This is a genomic window from Paenibacillus sp. FSL H7-689 (assembly GCF_000517905.1).
Taxonomy (GTDB): Bacteria; Bacillota; Bacilli; order Paenibacillales; family Paenibacillaceae; genus Paenibacillus; species Paenibacillus amylolyticus.
Map to the genome: position 1 here is coordinate 21,712 of NZ_ASPU01000039.1, position 17,192 is coordinate 38,903.

14 protein-coding genes and 1 other annotated feature are annotated in these 17,192 nt (G+C 48.0%); of the genes, 7 read left to right on the forward strand and 7 right to left on the reverse strand.

Annotated features, from left to right (window positions below):
- Position 1 precedes the first annotated feature (1 nt).
- Positions 2-1,048 carry an ABC transporter ATP-binding protein gene (locus C170_RS21950; RefSeq protein WP_036614079.1) on the reverse strand — a complete coding sequence of 349 codons (1,047 nt, stop codon included), beginning with the start codon at positions 1,046-1,048 and terminating at the stop codon, positions 2-4.
- Between the two features lie 212 nt (positions 1,049-1,260).
- Here C170_RS21950 and C170_RS21955 point away from each other — a divergent pair, with 212 nt between their 5' ends.
- Both C170_RS21955 and C170_RS21960 read left to right on the forward strand, forming a co-directional pair.
- Positions 1,261-2,304, forward strand: coding sequence for an LCP family protein (locus tag C170_RS21955; RefSeq protein ID WP_036614081.1), 1,044 nt, complete (start codon positions 1,261-1,263; stop codon positions 2,302-2,304).
- A gap of 131 nt (positions 2,305-2,435) precedes the next feature.
- Positions 2,436-3,755 (forward strand): glutamate-1-semialdehyde 2,1-aminomutase, encoded by a 1,320-nt coding sequence (locus tag C170_RS21960; protein WP_036614083.1) that lies wholly within the window; start codon positions 2,436-2,438, stop codon positions 3,753-3,755.
- Positions 3,756-3,893: 138 nt separating this feature from the next.
- Here the strand turns inward: C170_RS21960 and C170_RS21965 are convergent, their stop codons facing one another.
- The gene (locus tag C170_RS21965; protein ID WP_036614084.1) at positions 3,894-5,288 is read right to left on the reverse strand and encodes an aminotransferase-like domain-containing protein; all 1,395 of its coding nucleotides are present in this window, start codon (positions 5,286-5,288) and stop codon (positions 3,894-3,896) included.
- A gap of 159 nt (positions 5,289-5,447) precedes the next feature.
- Here C170_RS21965 and C170_RS21970 point away from each other — a divergent pair, with 159 nt between their 5' ends.
- The 5 genes from C170_RS21970 (at position 5,448) to C170_RS21995 (ending at position 11,636) form a co-directional block, all read left to right on the forward strand.
- Entirely contained in the window at positions 5,448-6,383 is a 936-nt protein-coding gene (locus tag C170_RS21970) for a DMT family transporter (RefSeq protein ID WP_036614085.1), read from the forward strand.
- A gap of 27 nt (positions 6,384-6,410) precedes the next feature.
- Positions 6,411-6,723 (forward strand) — a binding site (T-box leader).
- A gap of 140 nt (positions 6,724-6,863) precedes the next feature.
- On the forward strand, positions 6,864-7,856 hold the full coding sequence (trpS, locus tag C170_RS21980) for a tryptophan--tRNA ligase (RefSeq protein ID WP_036614087.1): 993 nt from the start codon (positions 6,864-6,866) through the stop codon (positions 7,854-7,856).
- Between the two features lie 69 nt (positions 7,857-7,925).
- Entirely contained in the window at positions 7,926-9,032 is a 1,107-nt protein-coding gene (locus C170_RS21985; protein WP_036614088.1) for a GerAB/ArcD/ProY family transporter, read from the forward strand.
- Positions 9,013-10,482, forward strand: a complete 1,470-nt coding sequence (locus tag C170_RS21990) for a spore germination protein (RefSeq protein WP_036614089.1) — start codon at positions 9,013-9,015, stop codon at positions 10,480-10,482. The genes C170_RS21985 and C170_RS21990 overlap by 20 nt, the downstream gene beginning before the upstream one ends.
- Complete coding sequence (locus C170_RS21995) at positions 10,479-11,636, forward strand: Ger(x)C family spore germination protein (RefSeq protein WP_036614090.1); 1,158 nt, start codon at positions 10,479-10,481, stop codon at positions 11,634-11,636. The genes C170_RS21990 and C170_RS21995 overlap by 4 nt, the downstream gene beginning before the upstream one ends.
- A gap of 86 nt (positions 11,637-11,722) precedes the next feature.
- On the opposite strand, the gene C170_RS22000 is transcribed toward C170_RS21995, so the two are convergent.
- The 5 genes from C170_RS22000 to C170_RS22020 all read right to left on the reverse strand — a co-directional run bounded on the left by C170_RS22000 (position 11,723) and on the right by C170_RS22020 (position 17,174).
- Positions 11,723-12,139, reverse strand: a complete 417-nt coding sequence (locus C170_RS22000) for a sensory rhodopsin transducer (protein WP_036614092.1) — start codon at positions 12,137-12,139, stop codon at positions 11,723-11,725.
- Positions 12,140-12,692: 553 nt separating this feature from the next.
- The gene (locus tag C170_RS22005) at positions 12,693-13,901 is read right to left on the reverse strand and encodes a rhamnogalacturonan acetylesterase (RefSeq protein WP_051447353.1); all 1,209 of its coding nucleotides are present in this window, start codon (positions 13,899-13,901) and stop codon (positions 12,693-12,695) included.
- Positions 13,902-14,006: 105 nt separating this feature from the next.
- Positions 14,007-14,846, reverse strand: a complete 840-nt coding sequence (locus C170_RS22010; RefSeq protein ID WP_017690747.1) for a carbohydrate ABC transporter permease — start codon at positions 14,844-14,846, stop codon at positions 14,007-14,009.
- Positions 14,847-14,848: 2 nt separating this feature from the next.
- Positions 14,849-15,751 carry a carbohydrate ABC transporter permease gene (locus C170_RS22015; RefSeq protein ID WP_036614094.1) on the reverse strand — a complete coding sequence of 301 codons (903 nt, stop codon included), beginning with the start codon at positions 15,749-15,751 and terminating at the stop codon, positions 14,849-14,851.
- Positions 15,752-15,890: 139 nt separating this feature from the next.
- Positions 15,891-17,174, reverse strand: coding sequence for an ABC transporter substrate-binding protein (locus C170_RS22020; protein ID WP_036614095.1), 1,284 nt, complete (start codon positions 17,172-17,174; stop codon positions 15,891-15,893).
- Positions 17,175-17,192: the final 18 nt, after the last annotated feature.

The window sequence follows — 17,192 nt, forward strand, 5'->3', positions numbered from 1 at the left end:
CTCAGGATACACCCACCGCTTCTTTCCCTGCTCCCACAATCTCGGGACGCTCGGCGGAACCGGATTGGTAAATACTGCGCACAATCTCATCCGTGTTAATCTCGATAATCTGAATATCGGTAATATCAGCTTGTCCAACGACACGTCCGAGTACATCCGAAACGTTCAGTTCCAGCGGAATCCATACGGATGCGGACAATTCATTCTCAACCGTCCAACGTACAGGCAACGCAGCAGTCCATTCCTGCATCTGACTGATGTTGTGAGCTGAACCAAACTTGAAGCGGATCTCCCGCTCCTTACCCCACTGGGACTTGAGATGATCCAGACCTCCATCATAAATGATGTTGCCTGCATCAAGCATGATCACCCGGGAACACAGTGCCTCAATGTCCTGCAAATCATGGGTTGTGAGCAGAATGGTCGTTCCATGCTCCTTGTTCATGTCTTTCAAGAAATCCCGAATTTCCGACTTCACCACAATATCCAAACCAATAGTTGGCTCGTCCAGGAAAACAATACTCGGATTATGCAACAAGGCTGCCACTAACTCGCAGCGCATACGCTGACCAAGACTGAGCTTCCGTACGGGACGGCTTAACAGATCCTGAAGCTGCAACCGCTCAACCAGTTCATCCAACCGTTTACGGAAATCGACCTCTCCGACACGATATACTTTGCGCAATAAATGGAAGGATTCGATAACGCCAATATCCCACCACAATTGACTGCGCTGACCAAAAACAACACCGATATTCTGTACAAACTTCTCCCGTTCCTGATACGGAACATATCCACCAACCGATATTTGCCCTGAAGTAGGCACCAAAATGCCGGTCAACATCTTGATCGTTGTTGATTTACCGGCACCGTTCTCCCCAATATATCCGCATATTTCACCCTGCGGAATCTGAAACGAAATATCATTTACAGCCAATACCTCTTGGTATTGACGTGCAAACAGGTCCTGAAACGCGCCCTTCAGCCCACCTCGGCTTTTCTGGACGCTAAACGACTTGCGCAAATCTTTGACATCAATCGCCAGCATGATTATACCTCACTTGGATTTTGTTGAAATTGCTTGTAGCCCAAAAAGAAATTATAATGGTATCAGTCAAAATTCAGCAAGCTTTAAAATAGTCTGGAGCCGCGTCCTGCCCTTATGTTGGGAAAAGACGTGTTCGGAAAGCTCCGACTAGTTCTTACTTGAATACTCGAACTCGTTTTTTTATTTCATCTCAAATACAAAGGAGAGCTAGCATGACCAGAAAGACGAAGAGAACCATATGGATTTCTCTTGCCGCCTTCGTGTTAATTATTGGAGGAGCATCGGCATATTATTTCGGTTCTATTCTCAATCAGTTGGACGGTTTGGCAAAGGACGGCGACGATTCACCATTTGCAGGCATCGAAAATGTGGAGAAAGTAAATACGCCTGACCCACCAAAATGGGAAGGCTCAGAAACGGTAAATATTCTCGTTATGGGTGTCGATGCACGTGGATTGAAAAAAGGTGAAGTTCCTCGCTCCGACAGCATGATGGTTGTATCGCTCGACCCACTGACCAAAAAAATCAATCTGTTCTCCATTCTGCGCGACACTTACGTCAATATTGACGGATATGGCAAGGAGCGGATCAACACCGCTATCACCCATGGCCCTAATGCAGCGATGCAAGCTGCCGGCGACCTGCTCGGCATTCCTGTACAGTATTATGTGTATACGGATTTCCAGGGATTCATCAAATTGGTGGATGCCGTTGGCGGTGTTGATTTTGATGTGGAGAAAGACATGCACTATACAAGTAAAGCAGACAATAACGAATACGATATCGATCTCAAAAAAGGATATCAGCATCTGGATGGCGAGACAGCGCTCATGTACGTTCGTTTCCGTCATGATGCGATGTCGGATTTCGCTCGGTCCGAACGTCAGCGTGAGTTGCTGAAAGCTGTAACAGCGAAAATGCAGTCAACAACTACCATTGCCAAACTGCCTGCCATTCTGGAACAGGTTAATCCTTACGTAGATACAAATCTAACACTCTCCGACATGTGGAAGCTGGGTGGACTTGGATACCAGAGCAGCATGAACGGCAGTGAGCAGATTCCGCCAATGAACCTACTGAAAGAAGAACGTACAGCAGGCGGTGCGCAAGTATTGACGGTTACCAATGAAGAGAAATTGAAGCAGCATATTCAGGATATTATTCACCCGCCTGCTACAACGGATGATAGTACAACCAGCACCGAAGATAAAACAGCCAGTGGTGACGATCAGAAGTCAGAGCAACCGGCTCAGTAATCTACACATGCAGAGGGCAGCCATTACGCTGCCCTCTCGTTGTGCCCGGCTATACTATTATGAGAAAATCATCATATCTTTCTATGGTTTGTACCTTTATCATATTTTGAATTACGAAAGGAAGTTATCTTATGAATACATCACGTTCCCGTTCCGAACTTCTATACGCAGAAGCACTTGAGCATATTGTAGGAGGTGTAAACAGCCCTTCACGCTCGTTCAAAGCCGTTGGTGGTGGTGCACCTGTATTTATGAAAAAAGCTCAAGGGGCCCACTTCTGGGATGTCGATGACAACCGTTATATTGATTATCTGGCCGCTTACGGTCCAATTGTTACAGGACATGCCCACCCGCATATTACGCAGGCCATTACGGAAGCAGCGGCAAATGGCGTGCTATACGGTACCCCGACTGAACTTGAGATCAAGCTCGCCAAAATGCTGAAGGAAGCCATTCCTTCCATGGATAAAGTGCGTTTTGTAAACTCCGGTACAGAGGCGGTCATGACTACGATTCGGGTCGCTCGTGCCTACACCAAACGCAACAAGATCGTAAAATTCGCCGGATGTTACCATGGTCACTCCGATCTGGTGCTTGTAGCTGCCGGTTCAGGCCCGTCCACGCTCGGAATTCCTGACAGTGCGGGAGTTCCAGCCAGTATTGCACAAGAAGTCATTACTGTGCCTTACAATGATCTGGAAGCCCTGAAGGATGCTTTGGAGCGCTGGGGTGATGATGTCGCCGCGGTCATGGTTGAACCAATCGTTGGTAACTTCGGTATGGTTATGCCGGAGCCTGGCTTCCTGGAAGGTCTCTGTGCCATGACACGTGCTAACGGCTCACTGGTTATCTATGACGAGGTCATTACGGCTTTCCGTTTCCATTACGGTTCTACTCAGACGTATGCCGGACTCGATAACCATGCGGAGATTGAACCGGATCTGACGGCTCTTGGTAAAATTATTGGTGGCGGCCTGCCAATCGGTGCTTACGGTGGACGCAAACATGTTATGGAGCAGGTCGCTCCACTCGGCCCGGCTTATCAGGCGGGAACGATGGCTGGTAACCCTGCATCCATCTCGGCTGGTATCGCATGTCTGGAGGTCCTGCAAGGCGCGGGTGTATATGAAGAGATGGAACGTCTTGCTATCGAACTGACGGCAGGTCTGCAAGCTTCTGCTGACCGTCACGGGATTGCACTGACAATCAACCGGATTCGTGGTGCATTCTCCACCCATTTCTGTAATCATCCCGTTACGAACTACGATCATGCTCAAGACACGGACGGAGAGCTGTTCGCTTCCTTCTTCCGTCACATGCTGGACCGTGGCATTAACCTGGCTCCATCCAAATATGAGGCCTGGTTCCTGACCACGGCTCATACAGACGAGGATGTTCAGGCTACATTGGAAGCCGCAGAAGATTCCTTCAAAGCGATGGCTCAGGAATAAATTAGATTATTTCCATTCACAAGGTAGCGTACAAGCTGCATCGTTGATAGATAGCAACTCAAGGAAAAGGCGTCCAACAAGTGATCAACTTGTGTGGACGCCTTTTGTTATTTACGGACAACACTCCGATTCTTCACGTTATTTCTGCCTGATCTGAAGTTTCAAAATTTCCTCCCGGATCTTCTGTATCCCTTCTTCGATTCGCTGCTTCGGCACATTGGAGATGTTCAAGCGCAGCATCTGATCCTGATGCACCTGATATGTTCCCTCCGGATAATACCGTTCTGTCGTATCTACGATGACACCACGCTTTTGAAGCCGGGACACCAGAACACGAAGCGGCATGTCACCCGCCAAAGGCAACACTGTGTGCTCCCCTCCTGTTCGAGGAGCTTCCATAAAGGGAGCAAAGTCTGGATATGTGTCCAGTTGCTCATGCACCGTGTTCATCCGGGCAGCATAGCGGTTACGAATCACTTTCCTGTGATGAGCAAACATTCCGCTGTGGACATAGATCTCCAAAGCAGCTTGAGACAGAACGGAAGTGTCGATATCGAGCATTTTTTTGTAAGCCCCAAAAGATTGAATTAGTGGTGAGGGCAGAACAGCTACACCAATGCGCAAGCCTGGAAACAAAATTTTGGAGTAACTCTTCAGATAGATGACCCGGCCTTCGGTATCATAGGACCATAGCGGGTCCTGTTTCGTATTGTCCTCCAGATCAGCCAGATAATCGTCCTCCACCAGATAGACATCGTACCGCTGTGCAAGCCGGATTAGTCTCTTCTTGTCAGCAACAGTCATCGATGTGCCAATCGGATTGTGAAAGCGCGGCATGACATAGAAAAACTTGATATCTTCCTCAGCAAACTGACGTTCAAGCGATGCCCAGTCCAGACCATCCAGGGCACGCCTCACACCGGCAATCGGCACATTCAATCCACTCAGTAGCGAGGGCATATTGTGATAGGTAGGTAGTTCAAGCAGTACTTTTCTCTTTCCATTGGGAAAAGGCATCAATGCAAGTACAGCTAGGGCCTGTTGCACACCTGACGTGATAAAGAACTGCTCTGTTCTCGCAAACACCTGATAATCCGCAAACTGCTTCTGCAACAGCAGAATAAGCGAAGGTAATCCCTGATCCGTGCCATACATAAATAACTCTGCTTGCTTCTTCTCCATCGCCTGATCCACACAATGACGAAAGTCTGCATAAGGGAACACCCTTGGATCGGGTGCAGCTGAAGCAAATTCCAACGCTCCCTGCCAGTCCATGTCCTGAGCACCTGTCCCGTTCTGTACGGCATAATAACCGGATTGAGGTATGGCATACACCAAATGCCGCTGTTCCAGCCACTCATATGCACGAATAGCCGTGCTTACACTGCATTGATATTGTTCTGCTACTACTCGAACGGCCGGAAGACGGATACCCTTATCTGCCCACTGGTGACGATCCTGCTGTTGCATCTGTTCCTGAATCCACTGCTTTAATGCTTCGGCAATCACTTCGTATTTTCTCAATGCACCCATCCCTCTCCCACAACTGTACCGATACAGTTTAACCTTTTATCTATTGTAGCACGATGCACCTGGCAGTATATTGAATAAGGCCAGCACATGCCTCGAACCTGACATAATTCAGGATAATGAAAGATAAAACGCTATGACTACTGTATTGGAGGAGCATTCATGAACACAACACACACTCGGGGATACGCTTATATCGCAGCTATATTGTACGCAGCTATTATAGGTCTATCTTTTTTATTTGTTAAAATGACAGTCTCTGTTGCACATCCAATTGATGTGCTTGCCCACCGATTCGCGTTGTCGCTGATCGTTGTCAGCATTCCTGTCATTTTTGGCTGGATCAAAATCCGACTGAGCCTTCGTGATCTGTGGCGAATTATTCCACTGGGGCTTTTATCTCCCGTCTTATTTTTTGCCTTTCAAGCCTTTGGACTTGTCTCTTCCAACTCATCGGAAGCCGGTATTATTCAGGCTATGGCCCCTGTATTCACACTCGTTCTCGCTTCAGTTTTCCTGAAGGAACGTACATCCACGATGCAGAAGCTATTCCTGCTTCTATCTGTTGCTGGAGTGGTCTTTATTTTCATGATGCAAGGAAGCGGCGTATCTATGAGTAACCTGAAGGGCATTGCATTATTGCTACTATCCACGGTCTGTTTTGCAGGTTATGGTGTGCTTGCGAGACCACTGACCCAGAAGTATAAACCGATGGAATTAACCTGGGTCACATTAATGGTTGGCTGTATTGTATTTAATGCCGCTTCCCTGATCCGGCATGCGTCCAGCGGTTCCATGATGGACTACATCAAACCGCTTGGAGATACATCCTATCTGGGTGCACTCGCTTATCTAGCAATTCTCTCCACCATGATCTCCACCCTGCTTGCGAGCTATGCCCTTACTCATCTGGAGGCTTCGCAAATGAGTGTATTCAGCAATCTGTCCACGCTCATCTCCATCGTAGGAGGTGCATGGATATTGCATGAACCAGTGGGTAGCCATCACTATATTGGTGCATTGTTAATTATCGCCGGTGTGCTTGGCACCAATATGAGCGGTCGAAAACATAAGCTGGTCAGTGGAATCAAAGCATGATATAATTCTGGAAATTGTAAACATTTGTTATCCACGATGATGAAGAGAAGTACGTATGTCAGGATGCTACAGAGAGCCGGCGGCTGGTGGGAGTCGGTGCATCGGATATGTGGAAATGGGCTTCTGAGTTCCGAGTTGAACAAAGTCTGTATCCCTTCCTAGGAATACAACTTTCAGTAGGCGAGGCGGCATGTCCAGCCGTTATCCATGGACAGGATATCGATAGGCATGGAAGCTCATAAACGGGCTCCTGGTAGATGCCTCATCCGTATCCCTCAAGTGGGCCGCAACAGAGCGGCCAATGAAGGTGGCACCGCGAGGCACAAGCTTCGTCCTTTATTCTGTTCCCAACCGGGGAATGGGATAAAAGACGAAGCTTTTTTGATTTTTTTGCAGGCTGAAAGGAGGTGATGGTCGTGGAAGACGGCTGGTGGCGACAGCTCAACGTTGAAAAATTACAAAACCAAAGGAGAATAAACCATGAACAAAAACAAGGATATTATTTTGACAGGAGATCGGACTACCGGACAACTTCATCTCGGCCATTACGTAGGCAGCCTGCGCAGTCGGGTGCAATTGCAGGAAGAGTACAAAACCTATATTTTACTGGCAGATGTTCAGGCACTCACCACCCACTATGATCAACCTGGTCTGATTGCAGATAGTGTTCATCAAGTTACGCTTGATTACCTCGCCGTAGGCATTGATCCGAACAAAGCTACCCTGTTCATTCAATCCATGATTCCGGAAATTGCGGAATTGACTGTGATCTTCTCCATGTTTGTTACCGTCAATACACTCCGGCATAATCCGACCATCAAGAGCGAAGCACGTGATCGTGGATATACCGACCTGTACTACGGATTTCTAGGATATCCGGTCAGTCAGGCTGCTGATATTGCATTCTGTAAAGCCACCCTTGTTCCGGCAGGAGAAGATCAGATTCCTCACATTGAGACAGCACGAAAATTGGTTCGCCGGTTCAACGAGTTATACGCTCGCATTCTCCCCGAACCCCGCATTTTGACCGGAGAGCGGCTTGGAGGACTGGATGGCGTTGGTAAGATGAGCAAAAGCATGGGGAATGCCATCTCATTAAATGCAAGTCCTGAAGATGTAAAAGCCAAGTTGACCAAGGCCAAGACTGATCCTGCCCGCATCCATCGTTCTGATCCAGGACACCCGGATATCTGCCCTGTTTTTGCCTATCATCAGCTTTTCCGCAAGGAGAACGCAGACGAAATACATGCCAGTTGCAGTCAGGGCCGGATTGGATGTAAAGATTGTAAACAGATCGCAGGTGAAGCCATCAATGATCTGCTTGCTCCTTTTCGCGAACGACGGAGTTATTATGAACAACGTGATGATCAGGTGAAAGAGATTCTTATCGAGGGTACCCGTGAGGCCAGGAAAGCGGCCCGGGAAACGATGTTAGAGGTAAGAGAAGCCATGGGTATTCGTTATTTCGACTGACGGTATGAAGCGCTCCAATCACGTTAACACTGCTGAGGACAGTCTATTGGGAAAAGGAGACCCCTCAGCATGAAACGAACACAGCCTTCTTTTTTACAAGCTATGATGTTGATCATGTTGTCCGTTGGCTTGATCAGCCATGTTCTGATTATTCCTGCCCTTTTGGCTGCGGCCAAAAGGGATTCTTGGATTTCCGTCCTGCTATCAGCCGGGCCATTTTTGATATTTGCGCTAATGCTCGCTTATGTCTCTCGTTTCCTCCAGCATCAAACTCTGCATGAATGGTTAACATCCCGTCTCGGCAAGCCCATTGGCATGTTATTTCGAGTTGGGAACAGTCTCTTTTTTCTGAGCGCAATCTATTTCACCCTGCACGAAACCACGACTTGGGCCAAAACAAATTACCTGACAGAAACGCCAATATTGGTAACTAGTATTGCTTTGATGACTCTCTGTGCCTATGGGGCATATAAAGGCATCCGCTCACTGGCATTTACGGCAGGATTGATCCTTCCACTGGTGGTACTCCTGGGCTTCTATGTTGCAATTGTGAACACTCAATACAAGGATTACAGCCGTCTCCTGCCTGCGTTAGAACATGGCTGGCATCCGGTGCTGAATGGCATGATTTACAGTCTTGCAGGCATGTTTGAACTGCTGTTCATCTGGTATATCCAGCCTCATCTCTCCAAACGTATACGTGTATGGCAGTATCTGATGCTTGCACTCATTCTTGTGGGACTGACTGTCGGCCCACTCATCGGGGCGATTGTGGAATTCGATCCTTTTGAGGCTGCCAAAATGCGATATCCCGCCTTTGAAGAATGGCGAATTGCCTCCTTGGGCAAATATATCGCCCAAACCGACTTTTTCTCCATCTATCAATGGCTCGCCGGATCGTTTACCCGAATTAGTCTCGCCATGTATATTGTAGTAGAAATATGGAATATTAAGAACGCCACCAGAAGGCTCATCAGTTGTATCTCTTTAGGCGTTTTCTTTATTCTTGTCATGTTGTACCCTCTGGATGATATGACCTTCGAAAAACTTCTGGTCGAATACATATTCCCGTTCAATCTCGTGTATCTGAGCGGACTTGCGATTATAGCAACGACGGTTGCCTTTATCCATTCACGCCATCAGAGGAGGAAACATCATGGAGCATCAAGCGATTGACACCACGTCCCATGAGACACTGCTTGCCTCTTTGAAAGAGCAGTTCAATCCATGTGCAGATGTCGTTATTCAGACCTTTCCTGTCAAAAATGAAACGGATCAACCTGTTATTCTGCTCTATTGTGACGGCCTGGTTGATGGCAAACAGCTCAACCAGTTTATTATCCCGCGTCTTGAGCAACATTCTCTCATTATTGAGGAATCACATCCTAAAGAACTGGGATTAACATTAAATCCGTTGGATGACCTCACAGATACGAATAAGCTTAATATGTTGATTTTTAGCGGACAACTGCTGATCATTTTCGGCAACGGTATTCAGTCCTGCAGTCTGGATATCGCTGACATACCGGGGCGCAGTCCAGATGAATCAGCCATTGAAACATCAGTTAAAGGCCCGCGCGATGGATTCACCGAAGAACTCACTACCAACGTGGCCCTTATACGCAAACGAATGAAAACATCTTCGATGTGTTATGAGAAATATGTCAAAGGCGGTCGTACCCAGACAGCCATTGGACTTCTATATGTAAAAGATATTATCAACCCAGACATTCTGAAAGAAGCTCGGCACAATCTGGATCAGATTGAGATTGACGGCATCCTGGGTACCTCAATCATGGAGCGAGCTGTCATGGGAGGGATTCGGAGTATCTTTCCACTCACAGATAATACCGAACGTCCTGATTTTGTCGTTGATTCCCTGTTAAATGGACGTTTTGCCGTTCTCATTGAAGGTTCTCCTGTAGCGGTCATCGCACCAACTACACTTTTCAATCAATTGAAGTCTCCGGAGGACGAAAGTACACCCTTTTTCATCGTTACTTTTGAACGGATATTACGTATTTCAGGACTGCTGATCGCCTGTTTCTTCCCAGGATTTTATATTGGCCTGACCAGCTTCAATGTGGAACAGATTCCCCTGCCTCTTCTGGCAACGATTGCTGGGACTCGAATGGGCCTGCCCATGCCCGTGACGCTGGAAGCGTTCCTGATGATCTTTATGTTTGAGCTATTTAACGAAGCTGGGCGTAGGTTGCCACGTGCATTGGGGCAGACGGTCAGCGTTGTCGGCGGGCTTATTATTGGAGATGCTGCCATTCGCGCCGGGATTACGTCCCCTACGATTATTGTCACGGTAGCGATCTCGGTCATCTCTAGCTATATTCTCGTGAATACTGTGTTAAGCGGGGCTACTGCCCATGTTCGGATCGGGATGTTACTCATCTCTTCCATTCTTGGATTATTCGGTTTTATGATCGGACTATTAGCCTTGTTGGTGCACCTCGTATCGTTGGAGTGTTATGGCGTATCCTATCTGTCACCTGTATCTCCCTACATTCCCGGAGACTTCACTCAGGCCGTATCCATGCCACCTTCCATGAAAAGAACCAAGCGCCCAGAAGCACTTCATACACAGGATTCTACCCGCCGGAGGAAACGTCCGTGAAACGATGGGTATCCATAAGTGGCCTTCTTATAAGCTGCTTGATCCTGCTAACGGGGTGCTGGGATTCCAAAGAGGTGCAAAGTATAAACTTCATTACGGCGATAGGAATTGACTATGTAGACAACCAGTATATTGCGTATGCCCAACTGATTGACTTCTCCAGTATTGCAAAACAGGAAACACCAACTTCCCGGGAGACAAGGGATATCTGGACTGGACGGGGCGAGGGTACAACACTGAACATGGCTATTAACGACTTGTATGAAACGTCACAGCAGCTAACGCTCTGGACTCATGTTAAAGCTATTGTTTTATCCAAAAGAGTCTTGGATGGTCGACTGGAGGATATCTTTAATACACTTCTTCATTCAGGCCAATTGAGATATACACCCTGGATCTACGCTACAGAGCATAACATTCCGGATGTACTCTCTCCCTCTGCATTGTTGAACCAATCCGCCCAGACCATTGAATTATTTGAGCCCATGAGACTATACAAACAGCATTCTGGTTACGAACCTATCCGGCTCCACCAGCTTCTCGATGGATTACGGGAACCCGCTTCTGTCGTTCTTTTACCCTCGGTGTCAACGAGGAACGAGACCTGGTTCAACGGCGATAAAACGCCTCCCCTTGTTAGAATGGATGGATTTTATGTGATATCCAAAGGCACAAGTCAGGGTAGAGTTGCAGGAGCAGACGCAGATGGTACACGATACGTAAATTATGAGCGGGTACATCAGTACCCACTATATGTATATGGGAATGGTGGAAAAACTCCTGATTTAACCTTGTTGCTTCATCATCCCAAGACAAAAATCAAGGCGAAGAAGCAAGGTGATGGCATCACATTTGATCTGGTTACCACGGTCAAAAGCGCCATCACCGAAGATCATGGGGCTCCTCGGTCTCCAGATGCCATGGAACAAGAAGCCGAGAAACAGATCGAATCCCAAATCCGAGATACGTTCGAAAAAACCAAGTCACGCATGATTGATTCCTATGGTCTTGTGGAACACTTATATCGCCACAACCTTCCCTTATGGAAACAGGAAGTCTACAACCGGGCGGACCCACTCCAACGTTTTAAGCTTGGAAAAGTGGAGGTTCACGTGGATATCCTGAATGCGAGCACGTATAAATACAGTGAATAAATGAAGAAATAGAAGCCCCGTACCTGCATTGAATGCAAGGTTACGGGGCTTCTTACCATCTCCAACTATGCTGTCGATTGGGGAAGTTATCCTAATGGATACGCCATGACACTCATCAAAGCCAATTCAGGCTGGGTCGTGTCCAAACGACTGTACTGGACGATAACAGGGATATTGCTCGAAACCGTAATCGCATAAGGCACGCCCGGTGGAATAGACTGCTCCCCGGATCGTAGCGATGCAGTGCGAATATGCTTCGTCCTTCTCGCTGGCACTTCAGCGACCATACCTTCGAGTGGTTCTCTGTCTTCAAAGTAAATCGTGATATGCAGCTCCGCATCCGTGGCACTGGTGTTCAGTACACAGATGCTCTCATGACTCTCCAATGTGCCCCGGCTCTCCGGGGGAATGTAACCATCCGGAATGACCCAGTAGGTGTGACCTGTAGCTGCTGAAACATTCTTACTTGCAGATGTGCCTGATTCTGTCTGGTCAGGTGTCATTGATATACCTCCTCCTTTTTTTGCGAGTGCAATATTAAGTTAAAAATCTGCGGGCTCGCGGGCCAGCCGCTTTGGCGGGCGGATCGGGCTGTGGACCGCTGTTGGCTCGGGATTTCTATTCACTCCCCCTCAGCAGGGGAAATCCCGCTCCAAAGGCGGACGCTTCGCTCCCTCTACCCGATTCCGCCCTCCTCCGCTGCTACGCTCGCCTATTTTTAAAAGGTTATTGCCTTCGCTATTCGCTGGGCAACTTTTGCTGGCTCGTTACTTCGTTTAACTCGCTACAGCTTTTAAACCCTGAATAGCTCGCGGGGCAGTCGCTTCGGCGGGCGGATCGGGCTACAGGCCGCTGTTGGCTCGGGATTTCTATTCAATTCCCCCTCAGCAGGGGAAATCCCGCTCCAAAGGCGGACGCTTCGCTCCCTCTACCCGATTCCGCCCTTCTTCGCTGCTACGCTCGCCTGTTTTTAAAAGGTTATTGCCTTCGCTATTCGCTGGGCAACTTTGCTGGCTCGCTATTTAATTAACTCGCTTAATTATTAAGGGCATGAACCTACCGCAGATACATCTGCAACGGTTGCAATTGCAACTCGCGGATGGCTTCTGCTACCTGCTGGGCAAGGCGACGGGCGCCTCGTTCCTGAAAATGCGTGTTATCCTCCACGCCTGATGGGAAGTTCACATACTCGCCTGGCAGTACCCACATAAAGTCTTCCTTAGTGCCTTCAACACCCGCTTGCTCGAACAGAAGACGGCTGCGCTCAGCCAGATCGATCAGCGGAACATCTTCCTCTTCCGCCAGCTCACGCACGGCGATGATATAATCGCCGTGCGTATCGGTCAATGTGTCATCATCCGCAAAATAGCGACGATGCACCGGGGTTATGAGCACTGGACGAGCCTTGACTTCGCGTGCAGCATCGATATACTTTTTCAAATATTCCTTATATGTTGTGAATGGGTCCGTCCCACGTTCAGGGTCAGGCTTCTCATCGTTATGTCCAAATTGAATAAACAGAAAATCTTCGGGCTTGATTCGCTCCAGAATGGCGCTTAATCTGCCTTCATTAATAAAGCTGCGGGAACTGCGGCCTGACTGGGCATGATTATCCACTGCCACATCATGTTTGAACTGTGCCGGCAATAACTGGCCCCAACCGCAATACGGATATCCACTTTCCGGCTGATCTGTTACGGTTGAATCCCCGGCAAGAAATACGGTCATGGTCTGATTCGCAAGAGTAATCTCCAATGCATTGATTCTCGGTGCAGGACCGGAGAATGACAGACGAAGTCTGCCGCCGCGAACAACAACCGAGAATCTAACCTCTGCGTATTGTCCGGGAAGTGTGCGAATGGTTGGCAGTACAAGTCTGCCTTCACCAGCTTTCACGCGGGTCACTGTCTCAGCCAATTCATCCCCTGCAACAAGTAATACTTGGTAGGTTCCGTCGGGAACATCCACGATAAACGAGGCTTTGAGCGGAATACAGAAGCCTGAACGCAATCGGGCAGACATGGTTGTCTGCCCCGGATTGTTATGATGTTGTTTCGTGGGATCCGACACATCGTCATCACTAATGCGTTGTTTCTCATACACCAGAGATCCTGCCTCGAATCCGTATCCTCCGCGTTCCTCATATGCGGTTGTTGCAGTTACTTTCAGATAATCCCCTGTCTCATCTGCTCTTCCCGAGTCCGGTCCAAAGTTAAACTTCCAGCTGGTCACGGACACTGCCTGGCCCTCTGCCGCTGCCTCCATGGCAACGGCCTGACTACCCTGAGCTTTATTCAAAAGCGATAACCTCCTTGGTTAACTTTCGTAAACGTTCATTCGGGCGAAGATACGAAGATACAGTAATCTGGCTTATCCTTTCAATCCGCTGGTGCTCATCCCTTGAACAATTTGTTTCTGGAAGATGAAGAACACAGCTACAACCGGAACCAGACTGACGATGGACATGGCGAACATTGCACCCCAGTTGGAAGCAGATTCGCTATCGAGGAACATTTTCAGCGCCATCGACACGGTGTATTTATCAGGCGAGTTCAGGTACAATACCGGACCGAGCAGATCCTCCCATCTCCAGTAGAAGGAGAAAATGGCTGCAGTCGCCAGAGAAGACTTGATCAGCGGCATAATAATCTGGATATACAGTCTGAATTTGTTACATCCATCGATGGTTGCAGCCTCATCCAGCTCCTTCGGAATCGTTCGAATGAACTGTACCATCAGGAAGATGAAAAACGGCATTCCGAAGAATGTAGGTACAACGATTGGCAAGATAGTATTCAGCCAGCCGAGCTTCGTGAAAATGATGTACTGAGGAACCAATACCACGTCATGTGGCAACATCAGTGTTAACATCATCAAGGAAAACCAGAACGTGCGTCCCTTGAAATTCAGTCTGGCAAAACCAAAAGCGATCAGCGATGACGATATCACAGCACCGATGGTAGATATCACTACGATTACAAGTGAGTTCGTGATGTAATCCATGAACGGTCTTCCCGCTGTGCCTTTCCAGCCATCTACATAGTTGCTCCAGATCCACTCCGCAGGAAACAGGGTATCCGCTGTGACGAATATCGTACGGCTTTCCTTGAATGAACTGAAGAGCATCCAAAGTACGGGATACAACATTAGGAGGGCAAGAGCTGCAACGAACAGGTGATAAATGGGCCATTTCACATTTCTCCAAACCATCGTTACTTCCCTCCTTCAGATTCGTAGAACACCCAGTACTTGGATGTTAAGAATACTGCTACTGTAAGTCCACCAATCATAAGAAGCATGATCCAGGCCATGGCCGAAGCATAACCCATGTTGTTAAACATAAACGCCTGACGGAACAGATACAGGGAGTACAGCATCGTACCGTCCATTGGACCACCTTCGCCTTTGGAGATAATATAGGCAGGTACAAACGTCATGAATGCTCCAATCGTCTGCATAATCATATTGAACAGGACGATCGGGCTAAGCAGTGGCAAGGTGATGCTGAAAAATTTCCGTATAGGGTTCGCGCCATCCACACCTGCTGCCTCGTACATCTCAGTAGGGATATTTTTGAGACCAGCCAGGAAGATCAGCATGGACGAACCAAACTGCCACACAGACAGTGAGATGAGCATAACCAGGGACGCATTCGGGTCACCAAACCAGCTTATAGGCCCGATCCCGATTGCCGTTAGAGCACTGTTGATAACACCCTCATTACTGAAGAGGTTACGCCACATAATGGATACGGCCACACTACCACCGATTATGGATGGCAGGTAATACAGCGTCCGGTACGTTCCAATCATACGAGAGCCAGTGTTTAGGACCATCGCTACGAAGAGGGCAAAGATCAACCTTAACGGTACCCCAATGAATACATACAGAAACGTCACTTTGACCGAGTTCCAATATTTCGGGTCATCAAAAAACATTTTGGTGTAGTTATCAAGCCCAATCCACCGCGGAGAAGTGAATAAGTTATAACTCGTGAACGACATATATAAGGACACAAACATGGGGATGAGTGTGAAGCCCAGGAAACCAATAATAAACGGGCTTATGAACGCATATCCAGTTAAGTTTCTACGTAACGACGAATACTGCCTCAATGGAACGAACCTCCTTCATGGATCAGCTTGCTCCCTCATCCTGGCTTCGGTCATCTGGACGGGGAAAGGCCCTCGCATTTACGAGTAGCCCCATTCCCGACCATCCCTGAAGTGGGACGAGCAAGCCATCATTCAACTGTTATTTATTGTTCGCAAGTACAGATTCGGCGTTCTTGCGGAATGTCTCTGCTGCTTGTTCAGGTGTAATTTTGCCAAAGTTCAACTCTTCAACCACATCTGCTAGGGAAGAGATTACTTCAGGTGAACCAACTGGTGGCGGAGAACTCATTGGTGAAGCCTTAGGCTCCATGGCTGCTACGAATTCAAAGACTTGTTTTGTTGCGTCACTCAGCTCAGGTGCGATAGCTTCTTTGATTGCTCCTGAGATTGGCACACCGCGCTCACCTTTGATCAGTTTGTTGGCTTCCACGTCATTCACCCAGAAATCAATGAATTTAGCTGCTTCTTCCTTCACTTTGGAGTTGGACGTCACACCCCAATACATACTTGGCTGCATATATAGTCCTTTTTCCATATCTGGTCCTGGCATTGGAGCGATTTCGAGTGGACGGTTCGCTACCTGTTGCAAGGCTACGAACTGGTTGGACCATTGCCATACGCCAATTCCTTTTTCCTTCACGAGATCTGATTCCTCAATAATGCCTTTGGTTTGGTTGGCTACATCCGGCGTAGGTGCTGCACCTTGCTCGATCATGCGGCGCATGAGTCCGAAGAACTCCACAAACAATTGATCATCATCATAGCCAAGACCTGTTCCTTCCGCATTGTAAAGTGACAATCCTTTGGTACGCAGGAAGTAGTGGAAGAAAATATCCGGAGCTATCCCTCCATCCAAATACAGACCTTTATCTGCGGTTTGTTTACCCAGTGCTTCATACGATTCCCAAGTCATGTTGTCAGGGATTGCATCCACGCCTGCTTTTTTAAGCAATGCCGGATCATATTGGAAGCCCAGAACGTTAACACCGGCAGGTACACCGTATTGTTTACCGTTAATTACACCTGTGCTGATAACATTCTCGGACACATCGTCCACTTTGATCTGGTTGCCAAGATAAGGCGCTAGATCCTCAAGCTGACCATTCTGTGCATATTGGCTGATGTAGGAAATATCCATCTGAACGATGTCAGGCAACTGATTTGCCGCTGCTTGTGGTGCGAGCTTTTTCCAGTAGTCATCAAATGAAGCATATTCCACGTCGATTTTGACATTCGGGTTTTTCGATTTGTACAGGTCGATGACCTTCTGTGTATATTCATGCCTTGCATCCGAGCCCCACCAAGCGATCCGCAGGGTAACTGAGTCATCTCCAGATGCTCCTTCAGTTCCTCCACCTGAGCTACATGCCGCTGTAAACACGAGCAAAGCAGCCATCATCAGGAATATTGCCTTTTTCACCATGCCAATCTCCCCTTTTAT